13 protein-coding genes and 1 tRNA gene are annotated in these 15,543 nt (G+C 49.5%); 6 read left to right on the forward strand and 8 right to left on the reverse strand.

What is annotated here, in order from left to right; all coding sequences use genetic code 11:
* From BZG73_RS03155 to BZG73_RS03175, 5 genes are all read right to left on the reverse strand, one after another.
* On the reverse strand, positions 1-776 hold a 776-nt coding region (locus BZG73_RS03155), incomplete at its 3' end, for a hypothetical protein (protein ID WP_131826182.1).
* A 104-nt stretch (positions 777-880) separates the two neighbouring features.
* Entirely contained in the window at positions 881-1,936 is a 1,056-nt protein-coding gene (locus tag BZG73_RS03160; protein WP_077667558.1) for a YiiX/YebB-like N1pC/P60 family cysteine hydrolase, read from the reverse strand.
* A 66-nt stretch (positions 1,937-2,002) separates the two neighbouring features.
* Positions 2,003-2,494 carry a plasmid fertility inhibition factor family protein gene (locus BZG73_RS03165; RefSeq protein WP_077667559.1) on the reverse strand — a complete coding sequence of 164 codons (492 nt, stop codon included), beginning with the start codon at positions 2,492-2,494 and terminating at the stop codon, positions 2,003-2,005.
* 532 nt (positions 2,495-3,026) lie between these two features.
* A tRNA-Ser gene (locus BZG73_RS03170) sits at positions 3,027-3,117 on the reverse strand.
* 181 nt (positions 3,118-3,298) lie between these two features.
* Entirely contained in the window at positions 3,299-4,507 is a 1,209-nt protein-coding gene (locus BZG73_RS03175; RefSeq protein ID WP_077667560.1) for a NupC/NupG family nucleoside CNT transporter, read from the reverse strand.
* 579 nt (positions 4,508-5,086) lie between these two features.
* On the opposite strand from BZG73_RS03175, the gene BZG73_RS03180 reads away from it, so the two are divergent.
* The 3 genes from BZG73_RS03180 (at position 5,087) to BZG73_RS03190 (ending at position 7,796) form a co-directional block, all read left to right on the forward strand.
* Positions 5,087-6,364, forward strand: coding sequence for an NRAMP family divalent metal transporter (locus tag BZG73_RS03180; RefSeq protein WP_077459433.1), 1,278 nt, complete (start codon positions 5,087-5,089; stop codon positions 6,362-6,364).
* A gap of 207 nt (positions 6,365-6,571) precedes the next feature.
* Positions 6,572-7,240 carry a Bax inhibitor-1/YccA family protein gene (locus BZG73_RS03185; protein ID WP_046073363.1) on the forward strand — a complete coding sequence of 223 codons (669 nt, stop codon included), beginning with the start codon at positions 6,572-6,574 and terminating at the stop codon, positions 7,238-7,240.
* Between the two features lie 226 nt (positions 7,241-7,466).
* Positions 7,467-7,796 carry a TusE/DsrC/DsvC family sulfur relay protein gene (locus BZG73_RS03190; RefSeq protein ID WP_025672953.1) on the forward strand — a complete coding sequence of 110 codons (330 nt, stop codon included), beginning with the start codon at positions 7,467-7,469 and terminating at the stop codon, positions 7,794-7,796.
* 95 nt (positions 7,797-7,891) lie between these two features.
* Here the strand turns inward: BZG73_RS03190 and yccX are convergent, their stop codons facing one another.
* Positions 7,892-8,164 (reverse strand): acylphosphatase, encoded by a 273-nt coding sequence (gene yccX / locus BZG73_RS03195; protein ID WP_077606288.1) that lies wholly within the window; start codon positions 8,162-8,164, stop codon positions 7,892-7,894.
* Between the two features lie 81 nt (positions 8,165-8,245).
* Here yccX and BZG73_RS03200 point away from each other — a divergent pair, with 81 nt between their 5' ends.
* The 3 genes from BZG73_RS03200 to BZG73_RS03210 all read left to right on the forward strand — a co-directional run bounded on the left by BZG73_RS03200 (position 8,246) and on the right by BZG73_RS03210 (position 12,044).
* A complete protein-coding gene (locus tag BZG73_RS03200; RefSeq protein WP_077606289.1) occupies positions 8,246-9,619 on the forward strand; it encodes a methyl-accepting chemotaxis protein in 1,374 nt (457 codons plus the stop codon).
* 126 nt (positions 9,620-9,745) lie between these two features.
* The gene (locus BZG73_RS03205) at positions 9,746-10,933 is read left to right on the forward strand and encodes a class I SAM-dependent methyltransferase (RefSeq protein WP_077667561.1); all 1,188 of its coding nucleotides are present in this window, start codon (positions 9,746-9,748) and stop codon (positions 10,931-10,933) included.
* Positions 10,934-11,063: 130 nt separating this feature from the next.
* Positions 11,064-12,044: a sensor domain-containing diguanylate cyclase gene (locus BZG73_RS03210; RefSeq protein ID WP_077667562.1), complete on the forward strand. Its 981-nt coding sequence runs from the start codon at positions 11,064-11,066 to the stop codon at positions 12,042-12,044.
* A gap of 81 nt (positions 12,045-12,125) precedes the next feature.
* On the opposite strand, the gene BZG73_RS03215 is transcribed toward BZG73_RS03210, so the two are convergent.
* Both BZG73_RS03215 and BZG73_RS03220 read right to left on the reverse strand, forming a co-directional pair.
* Positions 12,126-14,009: a propionyl-CoA synthetase gene (locus tag BZG73_RS03215; RefSeq protein WP_077667563.1), complete on the reverse strand. Its 1,884-nt coding sequence runs from the start codon at positions 14,007-14,009 to the stop codon at positions 12,126-12,128.
* A 66-nt stretch (positions 14,010-14,075) separates the two neighbouring features.
* A complete protein-coding gene (locus BZG73_RS03220) occupies positions 14,076-15,527 on the reverse strand; it encodes a bifunctional 2-methylcitrate dehydratase/aconitate hydratase (protein WP_077667564.1) in 1,452 nt (483 codons plus the stop codon).
* Positions 15,528-15,543: the final 16 nt, after the last annotated feature.

The following is a 15,543-nucleotide window of genomic DNA, read 5'->3' on the forward strand; positions in this document are numbered from 1 at the left end:
GCATAGAATATAGCTAACAGTAAGCTAGCGAAAATTATTATAAGAATTACAATTGCTCCCAATATTGCGCTTGCATTGACTGGTTCACTAATAAAAACCAAACTCAATCCTAATAGAGGGAAAAGAATGAGGGTGACAATTAAATTGATTCGTAAAAAATGCCTGCTCTGTTGGCCGATACGTACTTTTAACTTGTTTTCCCAGGAGGTAAATTTAGTAGAAAATGATATTTTTTTGAGAGCGCTTGTAGATGTTAGAATCTTTATTAACAAGTAAACACCTACCAAACCAGTATAAATAGGTACTGCCGTAGAAATAGCTTCGTCAAACCTTTCAAATATCCGTAAAAAAGATTGATATTCCTCACTAGAGTTAAACTCCTGTATTGATGTTGAGAGTGAATCTAAAATTGAAGTAATAACGTCCTTGCAAATCAAGATTAAAAATAGAAATCCGAAAAGAGCACTTGAAACTCTGTGCTTCTCTTCACTTTTTTCAACACCTCTTATTCTTTGACTTATAGCTGTGATCCCCAGTGGCATAAAGAATACAAGCGCTGTTAAACTATCTTTTACGATTAATGGAAACTCTGGTAGGTAAAGCACAATTGCTACTTGATTCCACACCCACCTAGTAAAAGGATACCAATAAGAGATAATCCATTTAGCTACAGAGCCAAATCCAAAATAACCGATTACTATCACAGCCAGCTTAAAGCCCGCAAGAATTGGTGAGAGCTCAGCCAGTACAGACTTTAAGTCTTCTTTTAGCGACATATGCAATCCATCTCACTTAAATGATTCGTTTTGTTTTTATGCATAACGCTGCCAGCAGGGGCAGACAAACGCGCCAGCGGTTGGCTGTCCCTTGCCTGGCCTTGTTATATTAATTTTCGCAGATATTGAATCTGATAATCACAAATTTCAATTAGCTTTGGTTGACGTATTAGTTTCGCAAAACCACAAAGAACTTCAAGTCTCTCAAGGGACATGCCTAATAAATTTTTATATAGTTCTTGATTTAGTTGACTGTAACGCAAGCCCAAATGGCTAAAATTAAGTCCTGCCCTAAAGTAACTTGTTGTATGCCGGGTTATCTCTCCAGGCTCTTTGTTTATTTCACCATAAAAAAGGTCTAAAGCTTTCTCTGGGCTACCAGCTTTAGTAAGAAAACTTTCTAGGTTATATCTGTGAGGATTAACCTTTTTATCAAAATCATAATGCTCTAAATAGCCACTATCGATGACGTATTCACATATTTTAGAATCTAATTCTGGGTGATTCATTAAGGCCTGTTGCACATCATTTTCTGATTGAATTACTATTCCTTTTTCTGCAAAATCACCTCTAGATTTATTCAACCATTCAAATGTGCGTTTCTGATTTTCTTTAATCGGATCTTCAGAATTAGCAAACTCTATCTCTTTTTCTAAAGCCTGTCTTGTACAGCCATTAATTTTTACTAGCTTATCCGATTTATGAATATTTTCAGGCGAACAATAGTCCACATTTTTAACAATTGAAAGCCCTGCTTGTTGATATGATTGCGCAACCAACCTTGAGCAAAACTGATCAGATGTAACTGCATCTTTATTAAACTTGTTAAATATTAAACTAGCGCCTGCTTCAGGAATGTTATAAAGGCTTCCGGATAAATTCCGAGAAAACTCGGTAATTATTGACTCTTGTTTTGAGTTTAATCCCCCCTTTTTTCTCAGAACTATGAGGTCCTCAGGTCGCTCAACAAGTATTCTTTGAGGGTTAGTAGAGTACACTCCATCTGTTAATGCATGAATTATTGAATTACCTACGTAAATCATTGCATGAGAATAATAACTTCTAGTCCCTGCTTTTATCCAAGCACTAAACTTTGTATCACCAGCTTGAAGAATTATATCGCCAAGCTTTAATTTTTGTAAATCCAATAAATACGCCATGGCTACCTTAATTAATATAACGCCGTTATAAATTGCCGAAAGAAGTGCAGCTTATTGAGGTCAATTTCATGACTTTGTTAAGTTTCTATACTCTTCAGCACTAAATATACCTTTCCCAACCCCCGCATATTTGACAAATAGTTGTGCTGATTCATTGTCAGTTTCTAAGGGGAATGATTTAGCTCCTTTCGACAATAGCCATATTGTTCTGGTAATTCCATTGCTGAAGGAAGCATAAGGACCATATTCAGATTCCTGGCAATGAGGGAACGCTAAAGGTACTGGGTTAGAAAGTCCATGAGAGAATCCATATTCAGCAGCAGGATATTTGTAATCTGATTCCCATGCAGATTTATCACCTGAAGATAGTTGATATTCTTGCTTACCTGGGTCATTTTTCCAGAGAGCTAAAAACTTCATAGCATCGACAAAGACGATTTTATAATTGCTACCCTTATACGATGATCGACTCGCCGACATATACTTACGACCACATTCTTCTGTATCCACATAGAATATTACTTTTTCATTTTCTATGGAATGTAACCCAGAGCTCATGTTTACCTCCATTTAAACTTAACATTGCATTAGTGCGCGTGCTCGATTTGTCAAAACCGTTATACGCATCTTTTATCGCCTAAGCTATTGTTAGTAAAATTATTTTCAACGCTCGAAGCAATCAACTCGTCTACGAAAGTGTGCATGCCGCCTATCACGGCTCAGGCGTTCACATTATCCCCAAGCAATAAAATGCAACCCATTGATTAAATAGCATTTCTATTTTTTCGTTTGGTGATAATGTGAATGTGTGCCGGATAATCGTGCACACAATCTGGCTTCCCTCGCCGATAAGCTGTGTAAATATATAGCTTGGCAGTTTAGTGGAATGCGCTTTAACACCCACGCTACCGCCCTCTGGTTAGCGGCGTCCAAAAGGCCTTACAGGGCAATTTTTCGTGGGCTAGATTATCAAACGCTGGGCAGTGTGTTTAGGCAAAGGGGTCTAAAATGTTGGTGAGGTCAGGGTTTGGGGATTTGTAGGGGGATAAACGCAAAAAAGCCGCTGACTGAGCAGCGGCTTTTCGGTATGTGGCGGAGAGATAGGGATTTGAACCCTAGAAGGGCTATTAACCCTTGCCGGTTTTCAAGACCGGTGCTTTCAACCACTCAGCCATCTCTCCGGAACGCGGCGTATATTATTGGGTTCGCTGTGGCTTGTAAACCCTTTATTTGCCGCTTTTTGTCTGCTCGCTCAATCAATGATCAGCTTGGCGAACATGCTAGCAAAAGGCGATTAGCTTGCCGCCAATCGCCCTGCTTTTAACTGAGACACGTTAGCTGAGTCTCTTTACTGCGCAGTGTTTATAGCGCGATAAAAATACCCGCCAGTGCCGCACTCATTAGGTTGGCAAAGGTGGCGGCAATCACTGCGCGCACGCCTAAGCTTGCCACATCTTTGCGGCGTTCGGGCACCATAGCACCAATCGAGCCAAGTTGAATGGCAATCGAGCCAATGTTGGCAAAGCCACACAAGGCAAAGGTGACAATCACCTGGCTTTGCACCGACAAGTTCGCTTTGATATCGGCAAAAGATAAGAAGGCGACAAACTCATTGAGTGCGATTTTCTGCCCTAATAGGTTACCAACGGCAAACACTTCATGCACCGGCACCCCAGTAAGCAATGCTAAGGGTGAGAATAAATAGCCGAACAGGCTTTCTAGGCTTAAGCCTTCTAAATCAAGCAGCTCGCCAATGCTCCCGAGTCCGGCGTTTAGCATCGCAATCACACTGATAAAGGCCACCAGCATAGTACCCACGGCCACCGCGACTTTCATGCCGTTCATCGCGCCACTGGCCAAGGCATCAATCGCGTTCGCTTGGTCGCTATCGCTGATCTCCACCTGGTTTTGCTCAGCCGGTGTTTCCGTCTCAGGGACGATGATTTTGGCCATCAATAATCCACCGGGCGCGGCCATAAAGCTCGCGGCAATCAGGTATTTCAAATCCACGCCCATGGCGGCATATCCACCAAGTACGCTGCCGGCCACTGAGGCCATGCCACCGACCATTACGGCGAAGAGTTCAGAGCGGGTCATTCTGCTAAGAAAAGGGCGAACTACCAAAGGAGATTCGCCCTGAGAAAGAAAGATGTTGCTGGTTGCCACCAGAGACTCTGCGCGGCTGGTGCCGAGTAATCGCTGTATGCCGCCGCCGAGGAGTTTGATAACCCACTGCATAATGCCGAGATGATAAAGGAGAGAAATCAGCGCACTGATAAAAATGATTAACGGCAGTACTTTAACAGCGAAAATAAATCCATCGTTCGCCAGAGGTCCAAACACAAACTCGATGCCTTCGTTGGCAAAGGAGAGCAGCTTCGCCGCGCCATTACTCATTGCCCCTAGCATGGCTTGACCAAAGGGAATATAGAGCACCAGGGCAGCAAACCCAGCTTGCAGGCCAAACGCGCCTAGCACTGTTCGCCAGTTGATCGCTTTGCGGTTGGTGGAAAATGCGCACGCGCATAGAAACAGAGCGACCAGACCTGCCGCACTATAGAGGAGTTGCATAAATAGATTACCTTGCCGTTGTGTTGCACTTGCGGTACGGATGAGTACGACACGCTGCCGGGGTGGCAAGAGGTTCCATCATGCGTTACATCGTACCGCGGGTTCGGTGAAGGTGGGCCCGACCTTGGACGCTTTTTCTTCAGCCGCAAATCGCGACACAGTCACTCTTTGGCTATCGCTGCGCAAAGAGCACATGTTGGGCGAGCATTCTAGTGTGATTAAACTCTCATTTCCAGCAGAATTTGACGCTCGATCACACTTATTGAGTGGTTATAGAGGGTTTCAAACTGACCTTTTGGCTGTGTCTTGTCTCTCAGACAATGGTCGGATGTTTATCCCTCTCTTTTTGTGTCACCTTGGTGGTGTCTATCATTCACACCCTGCATCACGCCTACGCTTAACAAATTTGGCARGATTGGTTGACACGTTTGGCTCATATGATATTCATGGGTGGCTATTGACAAAATCATTGAAGGTAAAGCGATAAAAATAAGCCTCAATGGAAAAACAAAAGCAATAGCGCTAAAAAACATAAAACAAAGCAAACACAACAACGCAACCACAATAAAGGAAACACACATGCAAACCGTCTCTTCGCATCAGGCAGGATCTAGCTTGTCGGTGATGCAACGTCTACGCGCATTGGGGCCTGGCATCATGATGGCCGCGGCAGCTGTAGGCGGCTCTCACCTTGTTGCCTCGACCAAAGCCGGAGCCATTTATGGCTGGCAACTCGCGGCATTGATCCTGCTCGTTAACTTGTTTAAATACCCCTTTTTTCGAGCAGGCGTACAATACACTGCGGGAACCGGTGAAACCTTGGTCGAAGGCTATGCGCGTTTAGGTCGGCCTTATTTGTGGCTGTTTGTCGCGTTAAGTGCGGTCTCTGGAGTGATTAACACCGCGGCCTTAACCTTATTTAGTGCCAGCTTGCTCAGCTATTTTGTGCCGTTTGATCTCTCACTGACGGTGCTCTCGAGCATTATTGTGGCCACCTGCTTAGTCATCTTGATTGCGGGGCATTACAAAGCGCTGGATACCTTATCGAAAGTGATCATGGCGACGCTGACTTGCGCCACCTTGGTGGCGGTGACGATTGCCGTGGGGAATCCTGTCGCGGTTGAACCCAACTTCAATGCGCCCTCGATTTGGTCTGTCGCCGCCATCGGCTTTATTGTGGTGACCATGGGTTGGATGCCCGCTCCGATTGAAATTTCTAGCATCACCTCGGTGTGGCTCAAGCGTAAAGCGCAATCTGAGCCGATTAACGCCAAAGCGGCGCTGTTTGATTTTAACGTTGGCTATATCGGTACCGCGCTGTTGGCGATTGTGTTCTTATCACTCGGTGCCTTGCTTCTGCACGGCAGCGGGGTGGAGTTAAAGCAATCAGGTATTGGCTTTTCGCACCAGTTAGTGGGCCTGTATGCCGCCACCATTGGTGAATGGTCGCGCTATTTGATTGCCGTGGTCGCCTTTTTCTGTATTTTCGGCAGCACCATTACCGTGATTGATGGCTATGCGCGGGTCGTATCAGAATCACAACGCTTGTTGCGTGAACAAACAGAAGCCGAGGCGCACCCGGGCATCGCACAAGGCTGGATGATGCTGATCTCGGTGTTGGCACTGGCGATTGTGGCGTTTTGGACCGGCGCACTGCTGACCATGCTTGATTTCGCCATGGTGGCGGCATTTGTCACCACGCCCTTTTTCGCTCTGTTGAACTATATTTTGGTGACCAAGCACCGCTTGCCGCCTGAAGTGACCATGAGCAAAGCGATGCGCGCGCTAGCCATTACTGGATTAGTGTATTTATTCGGCTTTTTGGCGGTGTTCGTCTGGTGGAAGTGGTTGATGTAACAAAGTTTACCTTGTTCGCGCTTAAAGGGCTGGGTTAACATCCTTTTACAACTTCACCATCGGTGTTGAGCGCGGATAAGGTATTATTGACCTTATAAAAGCCAGTCGTGGTTTAGGTTAAGGACGTGGGCGGCTTGAAAAAGTGAACGACTGCCCACATAACTGTCGTATATAAAAATGGATTGTTAACCCAACCGGGAGAACGTTATGAACGATCGTATCGTTTCGCACAGCCAGTCACAGCAGAGTGCGTTATCTACAAACAAAGTGCTACGTAATACGTATGCACTGCTATCGATGACACTGATCACCAGTGCTATCGCGGCCTTTATCGCTATCGCTGTCGGCATCGGCCCAATGATGTCGCTAGGTATGACCCTAGGTGCGTTGGCGATCGTGTTCTTTGTGCTACCACGCACCATGAACTCTTCCGCCGGTATTGTATGGACCTTCGTGTTTACCGGCTTACTGGGTGCCTCACTCGGTCCAACCTTGACCTACTACCTGAGCCTGTCTAGCGGCCCAGGAATTGTCATGCAGGCGTTGGCGACCACAGGTATGGTGTTCTTAGGCCTATCGGCGTATGCCATTACCTCTAAGAAAGACTTCTCTTTCATGGGTGGTTTCTTGGTCGCGGGTGTGATTGCTCTACTGGTGGCGATGGTCGCGAACATCTTCTTGCAGATCCCAGCGCTGAGCTTGGCAATCAGCACCATCGCGGTACTGATTTTCTCAGCCTTCATTCTGTATGACACCAGCAACATCATTAATGGCGGCGAGACTAACTACATCCGCGCCACCGTGTCGCTGTACTTGAACATCTTCAACATCTTCGTTCATATGCTGAGCATTCTTGGCTTTATGAACGACGACTAAGCCTCGTGCTTTAAACCGTAAGTCACAAAGAGCCGGCATGCGCCGGCTTTTTTTATGGCTGCTTTTTTAGCCCTAAAAGCGTGTGATTGAATGGCGCACCCACTCAGTGAAGCGCGCCACATCAGGCACAGTGAACGCCAGTTGCACTCGCCCGCCCTGCTCGCTATGCTTTGCAGCCTCAATCAAAGCGATAACGTCCGGTCAGATGACGAACAAAGGTAAAAGTATGCTGGTGTATGAAGGTGAAACCATTGCGACGGATGCGCAAGGGTATTTAAAAAATGTGGATGATTGGCACGAAGCCCTGGTACCGCTGCTTGCAGAACAAGAAAACATTGCGCTGACCGAAGCCCATTGGGAAGTGATTCACTTCGTCCGCCATTTCTATCAAGAGTACAACACCTCACCAGCGGTGCGTTTGTTGGTTAAATCGATGGAAAAAGAATACGGCCCGGAGAAAGGTAACAGCAAATACTTGTTTAAGCTGTTCCCTAAAGGCCCGGCAAAACAGGCCACCAAGCTGGCAGGCTTACCCAAGCCCGCGAAATGCCTCTAGTCACCGAGGCCGATAGTTCAAGCGCCGCCACACCTTCGCGGCGCATGTAACGATTGGATCTAGGCTCTCTTCTATTGAGACCTGTTACTAAGGCGCTACAAGATGGCAAAGCCATCAACGGCGCGCCATTCCGCGTCCTCTTGATCAACCTGATCGACGCCCGCCGTCGGTGGCCCTTTATCTAACCACGCCATTAACGAATCCACTGATTCTTCACGTCCACAAGCCAATACCTCAACGCGACCATCCGGCAGGTTCTTCGCGTATCCGGTTAATGAGAGCTTCAACGCCTCATGGGCGGTGTGATAACGAAAGCCAACCCCCTGAACGTGACCTGTGACATAGGCTTTGACACATTTTTGAGACATCTGTCACCTCTCCTATATTCCCATTGCAAAACGACACCTGTATAACGCTACATGAGACAAGTCGTTTGACAGGATGGCGTCATGAAAGAAGTTGCGTTTCGATGGATTGATAAATATTTTATCCACCTTCGGCTACAAGAAAAATTTTACCTTATCTTTTTCCTCCCCTTGCTCGCAATGGTTGTGATTGCGCTTACCTTGGATGCCGCCTCGGATACCCGTGTGGCACACAAGATGGAAGCGGAAGGCCAAGCCATTCAAGCCATGGTTGATAAATACGACCTCCCGAAAGGCGAGGTACAAACCCTGCTCAATAACCAGCAAACCGGTTTTACGTTCAATGGTAATGAGCTTGTCTATCAACTTGACGGCTCACTGTTTAGCCATATGAGCGCCACCGACTGGAGCCTGCTGATCGGTATGGTTCTGGTGATTGCAGTACTGATTTACTACATCATGACCTTTATTGGCGGCGCGATGTACACCATGAACCAAGCCTTATTAAAGCTAGCAGATGGTGAGCTGAGCTACCGAATGAACTTTATTCCTGTTCGTGATGAGTTTAGCCAAATTGCCGTCACTATCGATAAAGTGCTTGAGCGCGAGCAAAACTTGGTGAAGGCGATTCAACAAAGCGCTGAGATGATGGATGGCTTGTCAGCAAGCTTGCAGCAGCGTAGCGATGAGAGTGAAGCCTTGGGTGAGAGTCAGCGCCAGTATCTTGATTCACTGGCCAGTGCCACCGAAGAAATGGCAGGCTCGATTCGCGAAGTGGCCAGCCATGCCACGGACACCTCAACCCAAACGCAAGAGGCCACCGAAGCGGCGAACCAAGGACGTCAGCAAGTCCAGCAAACCATGGCCGCGATTAACGGCCTTGCCAGCGAAATTGCCCAAGCAGCGGATAAAGTTAGCGAGCTGAGCAAAAACGCCGAGCAAATTGGTACCGTGGTGACCACCATCAATGGCATCAGTGAACAAACCAACTTGTTGGCGCTGAATGCGGCGATTGAAGCGGCACGTGCCGGTGAACAAGGCCGCGGCTTTGCCGTGGTGGCCGATGAAGTACGCACACTGGCCAGTCGCACCCAAGAGTCAACGGTTGATATTCAGTCTATGATTGAATCACTGCAAGCGCATACCGCGGATCTGCGCCGCGTGATGGAAGGCACGGTTGAAAATGCGTCCGCCAGCGAGGCAGCGGTGCAAGAAATTGATACCGAAATCAGCCAAATCGCTGAGCGCAGTGGCACCATCGCCGATCGCAGCACCGAGATTGCGGCCGCTGCCGAACAGCAAGGCAATGTCGCGGGCACAATTTCGCAAGACGTCGAACAAGTACGCAGCCAATCGACCCAAGTGGCACAAATGCTGCGAGATTCTGCCACCGAAGTCAGCGAGCTGGGCGCACAAGCTCATCAGCTGAAAACCTTAGTGGCAGGGCTTCGTACCTAAACGCCTGGGTCTACCCCCTCACGCTTGTAATCACGCGCCCTTCTCTGGGCGCGTTTTTATTGCAATCCCCCTGACCTTGCTCGACAATACCCGCCCTTTTTTGCTTTGCCTCGTTAGGACACCATCATGACTGCCACTGTGTATCTCGCCAAAGGCCGCGATAAATCGATCAAACGCCGCCACCCCTGGATTTTCTCGCGCGGCATTGCCCGTATTGAAGGAAAGCCAGGTTTAGGTGACACTGTCACTGTCTGTGATCATCAAGGCGAGTTTTTAGGCCTTGGCGCGTTCTCGCCACAATCGCAAATTCGGGTACGCATGTGGTGCTTTGAAAAAACCACCATCGACAGTGACTTTTTCCTTGCCCGTATTCGTGCGGCAAAACCGCTACGTACCATGCTCGCCGAGCGTGATGGCTTAACCGGTTATCGTCTCTTAGCCGCCGAGTCAGACGGTGTGCCCGGCATCACTGTCGACAAGTACGATAACTACTTGGTGTGCCAATTGCTTAGCGCCGGCGCGGATGCCCAGCGTGATAATCTGGTCACCGCCCTACGCACCGAGTTTCCAGATTGTCATATCTATGAGCGCTCCGATGTGGCCATTCGTAAAAAAGAAGGCCTTAAACCGCGCACCGGCGTTTTGCACGGTGAGGAGCCGCCTGCCTCTGTCATCATCGAAGAAAATGGCGTGGCGATTGAGGTTGATATTACCAACGGCCACAAAACCGGCTTTTATCTCGACCAGCGTGATAGTCGCGAACAAGCGGTGAAATACATGGATGGCAAACGGGTCTTAAACTGCTTTTGTTATACGGGCGGCTTTGGCTTGTATGCGCAAAAAGGCAATGCCAAACATGTCACTAATGTCGATGTGTCACAGCCTGCGCTCGACAAAGCGAAAGCCAATGCGGCACGAAACGGCTTTGAACTCACCCGCGCGGAATTTGTCAATGCCGATGTGTTCAAGCTGCTGCGCACTTATCGCGAACAAGGCGAGCGCTTTGACGTGATTGTGATGGACCCACCTAAGTTTGCCGAGTCGAAATCCCAACTGACCGGCGCATGTCGCGGCTATAAAGATATCAATATGCTCGCCATGCAGCTTCTTAATCCGGGTGGTGTGCTGCTCAGCTACTCTTGCTCGGGTTTGATGGATGCGGGGCTGTTCCAAAAGATCCTCGCGGATGCGGCGTTAGATGCCGGTAAGAACGTGCAGTTTATCGAACGCTTTGCACAAGCGGCGGATCATCCCACTCACAGTGCTTATCCTGAAGGCTTTTACCTGAAAGGGTTTGCCTGCTTGGTGCAATAAGCCGCAAGCGCTATCGCACTTTTGTGTCAGTAGGCGACCTATGTCGTCTTCTGACCTAGACACTTCTGTCTAGCGCCTCTACTGTATTTAGAGAGTCAGCGTTTAGAGAGCCAGCAACAGGAGTGTATAAATGCTCAGTCCCATTAAGCCACAAGATGAAGATCAGCGTTTAAAAAAACTAGAAGAGACGGGCCTGCTAGATAGCGAAGACGAAGAGCGCTTTGACCGTATCACTCGCTTAGCAAAACGTTTATTCAACGTCCCGATCGCCCTCGTTAGCTTAATCGACAACGATCGTCAGTGGTTTAAATCCTGCTTTGGCCTGACTGTGCGCGAAACTTCCCGCGATATTTCTTTTTGCGGCCATGCCATTTTGGGCAATCAGCCGTTTGTGGTTCAAGACGCCAGTGCCGATCCACGTTTTGCCGATAACCCTTTGGTGACTGGTGACCCGCATATCCGCTTTTATGCCGGGCACCCGCTTTCTCTTAGTGATGGCACCAATATCGGCACACTCTGTGTTATTGATACCCAGCCAAGACGTTTTAGCCAAGAGGACGTGCGCTTTTTAAAAGATCTGGCGCTACTCGCGGAAAGTGAGTTGTCATCGGCACATACCGCTTACACTGACGACATTACAGGCATTTCTAATCGACGCGGTTTTATGCAACTGGCGAGCCGAGCGGTACAGCATTGCCAGTCAATTAATGCTCCCTATTCATTAGCTTTTTTGGACTTAAATAACTTTAAAGCGATTAATGATACCTACGGCCATGCTGAAGGGGATATCGCGTTATCTCACTTAGCCAACTTGCTGCGCGCCAATATGCGCGAATCGGATGTGTTCGCCCGCTTTGGTGGGGACGAGTTTGTGGTGTTTCTCTATGGTGCGGGTCGTCAAGAAGCGGAGAATGCCCTCGAGCGTTTTGCTGGGGTGGTTGAACGATTTAATCAAATCAACCGGCACACGTATCCTCTCTCATTTAGCCAAGGCATTGCGACCAGCTCAGCCACCTCGCACCGCGGTTTAGATGACTTGTTGGATGAAGCGGATACCAAGATGTATCAACAAAAAATGCGTCAAAAAGCCCACAACGGTGATGAGTCCTAAGCGGTGTAGACGTGTAAACGAATAAAAAACGTGGCACACAAAGGTGCCACGCGTTGTCGATAGTACTCACAGCCTTTGCATCTAGTGTGAAAGCGCCGAGGCGATGGTCTCCAAACTACTCGGATCATCAATCGTCGAGGGCACGTGATAAGCCTCGCCATCCGCCATTTGGCGAATAATGCGACGTAATATTTTCCCTGACCGTGTTTTGGGCAACTTATCGACGATAACCGCTTTTTTAAAGCAAGCGATCGCGCCAATTTGATCCCGCACACGCTGTACCAATTCCTGTTCTATCTCGCCACTCACAGAGACAAAACCATCTTTCAGTACCACCAAGCCGAGCGGCAATTGGCCTTTGAGCTCATCGTGCATGCCCACCACTGCACATTCGGCGACCGCTTCATGGCTACCCAGTACTTCTTCCATTTCTCCGGTCGATAAACGGTGACCCGCGACGTTAATCACATCATCTATCCGTCCCATCACAAACACATAGCCATCTTCGTCCATGTAGCCCCCATCACCAGAGACATAGTAACCGGGGAACTGGCTGAGATAGCCGGCTTCAAAGCGATCGTGGTTGCGCCACACCGTGGGCAGGCAGCTGGGCGGCAGGGGGCGCTTCACGGCAATATATCCTTGCTGGTTTGGCGCCGCAGGGTCGCCCATTTCATCGAGGATACATACCTGATACCCCGGGCTTGGCATGGTTGCCGAGCCAGGCTTGGTCGCAAAACAGGTTAACCCTAATGGATTGCCGGCAATCGCCCAGCCGGTTTCAGTTTGCCACCAGTGATCCACCACGGGTCGCTGGGTCTTTTCTTCTACCCATTCCAATGTCGGTGGGTCAAGCCGCTCGCCGGCCATAAACACCGTTCGTAACGATGTCATCGGATAACGCGCCAGGTGCTCACCGTTTGGATCTTGCTTTTTAATCGCCCGAAAGGCGGTAGGCGCCGAGAACAAGATGCTGACGTTATACTCCTCACACACACGCCAAAAGGCGCCCGCATCCGGTGTGCCGACGGGTTTGCCTTCAAACATCACCGTGGTGCAGCCGTGTAGCAAGGGGGCATAGACAATATACGAGTGCCCCACTACCCAGCCGACATCCGAAGCGGCCCAAAACACCTCGCCGGGTTTGACGTTGTAAATCGCGCTCATGCTGTACTTCATCGCTACCGCATGGCCGCCATTATCACGCACTACGCCTTTGGGTTTGCCCGTGGTGCCGGAGGTATAAAGGATATACAAAGGATCCGTAGCATTAACGGGCACCGGCGGCGCAGGGGTGGCTTCCGCTAACAGCGCCGCCCAATCAGCATCACGCGGATTATCTAAATTGGCACGACACATGGCACGCTGATAGACCACCACATGGTCGGGTTTGTAGCGACTATCCATGATGGCTTGATCGACCATCGGCTTATAAGCCAAGGTTTTCGCGCCCTCGATGCCGCATGAGGCGGTGAGCACCACTTTGGGCTCCGCATCTTCAATCCTTACCGCCAGTTCGTTCGGGGCAAAGCCACCAAAGACTACCGAGTGAATCGCCCCAAGCCGTGCGCAAGCGAGCATGGCCACGGTCGCTTCTGGGATCATGGGCATATAAATCACCACGCGATCCCCCTTTTCAACCCCTAGCCCTGCCAGCATGCCCGCAACTTTCGCCACGTAGTCACGCAGCGCGGCATAGGTATAGGTGGTTTTTTTGTCGGTGACCGGGGAGTCGTAAATAAGTGCAGTTTGTTCGCCTCGACCTTGCTCGACATGGGCATCAAGCGCCATATACGCGGTGTTCATAGTGCCATCGGCAAACCAGCGCTCAATGCCATTGTCATCTTTGCTAAGAATGGTTTGTGGAAAGGTAAACCAATCGAGCTGTTTGGCCTGCGCCTGCCAAAACCCCTCGGGATCGCGGTTGGCCCAATCCGCATGGTGTTGATAACTGGCTTCTTGCATAAGCGGCTCCTTATCGCCCGCCATGAGCGAGCGATGAGTTAGCAAGCAACGTGTTTAATAACGTGCTTAGTTAATCACAAACAGCGACATAAACGCGTGCACCGGGGTTTTCTCCAGCGCGGCCTGGTCGCTACACAAGGCAGCGATTTTTTCGCTCTGTGCTTGCGGGAACCGGGTAGCCAAGTTAGTGCGGAATTTTTGCTCCAGCACAGGGATCCCTTCTTCGCGACGGCGGCGGTGACCAATTGGGTATTCCACCGCGACTTGTTCAGTACTGCTGCCATCGGTAAAGAAGATTTGGATCGCATTAGCAATCGAGCGCTTGTCGGCTTCAAGGTATTCCGCGCTATAGCGTGGGTCTTCTTTGATCACCATTTTTTGCCGTAGCGCATCAATACGCGGGTCGGCGTGATGGAAGGCGTCCTCGTAATGCTCGGCCACTAGATTGCCGTATAGCAGTGGCACGGCCACCATGTATTGCAGGCAGTGGTCACGGTCAGCCGGGTTAGCCAACTCCCCTTCTTTAGAAATGATGCGAATGGCCGATTCATGGGTGGTGATTTCAATACGTTCAATCTCATCCACACGGTCTTTCACCTGTGAATGCAGGGTCACCGCCGCTTCCACCGCCGTTTGGGCATGAAACTCTGCTGGGAAGGAAATCTTAAACAACACGTTTTCCATCACGTAGCTGGCAAAGTCTTGTTTGATACTAAAGGGATTACCGTTAAACAGCACATCGTAATAGCCCCACTTGGGCGCGCTGAGCACCGACGGCAAACCCATTTCACCTTTCATGGTGATCATCGCCAACCGCACCGCGCGGGAGGTGGCATCGCCCGCCGCCCACGATTTGCGTGAACCGGCGTTCGGCGCATGGCGATAAGTGCGCAGCGCACAACCATCTACCCAAGCTTGTGAGACGGCATCAATGATCTGCTCCCGATTACCGCCCAGCATTTTGGTGACCACAGCCGTTGATGCCACGCGCACCAATAAAACGTGATCGAGCCCGACGCGGTTAAAGCTATTCTCAAGGGCGAGCACGCCTTGGATCTCATGCGCTTTAATCATCGCGGTCAACACATCGCGCATAGTGAGTGGTGGTTTGCCTTCGGCCACGGCCACACGACTTAAGTAATCGGCGGTGGCCAAAATTCCACCTAGGTTATCGGACGGATGGCCCCACTCGGCGGCGAGCCAAGTATCGTTAAAATCGAGCCAGCGAATAATACAGCCGATGTTAAACGCGGCAGTGACCGGATCAAGCTCGTGGGAGGTGCCCGGCACACGCGCGCCATGGCGCACAGTCGTCCCCGGCACCAGTGGACCCAGGTGTTTGGTACATTCAGGGAAACGTAGCGCCAGCAAGCCGCAGCCAAGGGTATCCATCAAACAGTTACGGGCAGTGTTGTAGGCTTCTGCCGAGGCAATCGGCGTGCTATCGACATAATCAGCAATTTGCACCAATAAGGCATCGGGGTCGGGGCGCTGGTTCAGTTCTACGTTGTTGCTCATGATCAATTCCTTCTGT

It is taken from the genome of Salinivibrio siamensis (assembly GCF_001996005.1).
GTDB lineage: Bacteria > Pseudomonadota > Gammaproteobacteria > Enterobacterales > Vibrionaceae > Salinivibrio > Salinivibrio siamensis.

What these genes read in the sequence shown, in the direction of transcription:
- BZG73_RS03160 (WP_077667558.1), bottom strand. Translation starts at nt 1,936, where the DNA reads ATGGCGTATTTATTGGATTTACAAAAATTAAAGCTTGGCGATATAATT.
- BZG73_RS03210 (WP_077667562.1), top strand. Translation starts at nt 11,064, where the DNA reads ATGCTCAGTCCCATTAAGCCACAAGATGAAGATCAGCGTTTAAAAAAA.
- yccX (WP_077606288.1), bottom strand. Translation starts at nt 8,164, where the DNA reads ATGTCTCAAAAATGTGTCAAAGCCTATGTCACAGGTCACGTTCAGGGG.
- BZG73_RS03185 (WP_046073363.1), top strand. Translation starts at nt 6,572, where the DNA reads ATGAACGATCGTATCGTTTCGCACAGCCAGTCACAGCAGAGTGCGTTA.
- BZG73_RS03175 (WP_077667560.1), bottom strand. Translation starts at nt 4,507, where the DNA reads ATGCAACTCCTCTATAGTGCGGCAGGTCTGGTCGCTCTGTTTCTATGC.
- BZG73_RS03200 (WP_077606289.1), top strand. Translation starts at nt 8,246, where the DNA reads ATGAAAGAAGTTGCGTTTCGATGGATTGATAAATATTTTATCCACCTT.
- BZG73_RS03205 (WP_077667561.1), top strand. Translation starts at nt 9,746, where the DNA reads ATGACTGCCACTGTGTATCTCGCCAAAGGCCGCGATAAATCGATCAAA.
- BZG73_RS03165 (WP_077667559.1), bottom strand. Translation starts at nt 2,494, where the DNA reads ATGAGCTCTGGGTTACATTCCATAGAAAATGAAAAAGTAATATTCTAT.
- BZG73_RS03215 (WP_077667563.1), bottom strand. Translation starts at nt 14,009, where the DNA reads ATGCAAGAAGCCAGTTATCAACACCATGCGGATTGGGCCAACCGCGAT.
- BZG73_RS03190 (WP_025672953.1), top strand. Translation starts at nt 7,467, where the DNA reads ATGCTGGTGTATGAAGGTGAAACCATTGCGACGGATGCGCAAGGGTAT.
- BZG73_RS03180 (WP_077459433.1), top strand. Translation starts at nt 5,087, where the DNA reads ATGCAAACCGTCTCTTCGCATCAGGCAGGATCTAGCTTGTCGGTGATG.
- BZG73_RS03220 (WP_077667564.1), bottom strand. Translation starts at nt 15,527, where the DNA reads ATGAGCAACAACGTAGAACTGAACCAGCGCCCCGACCCCGATGCCTTA.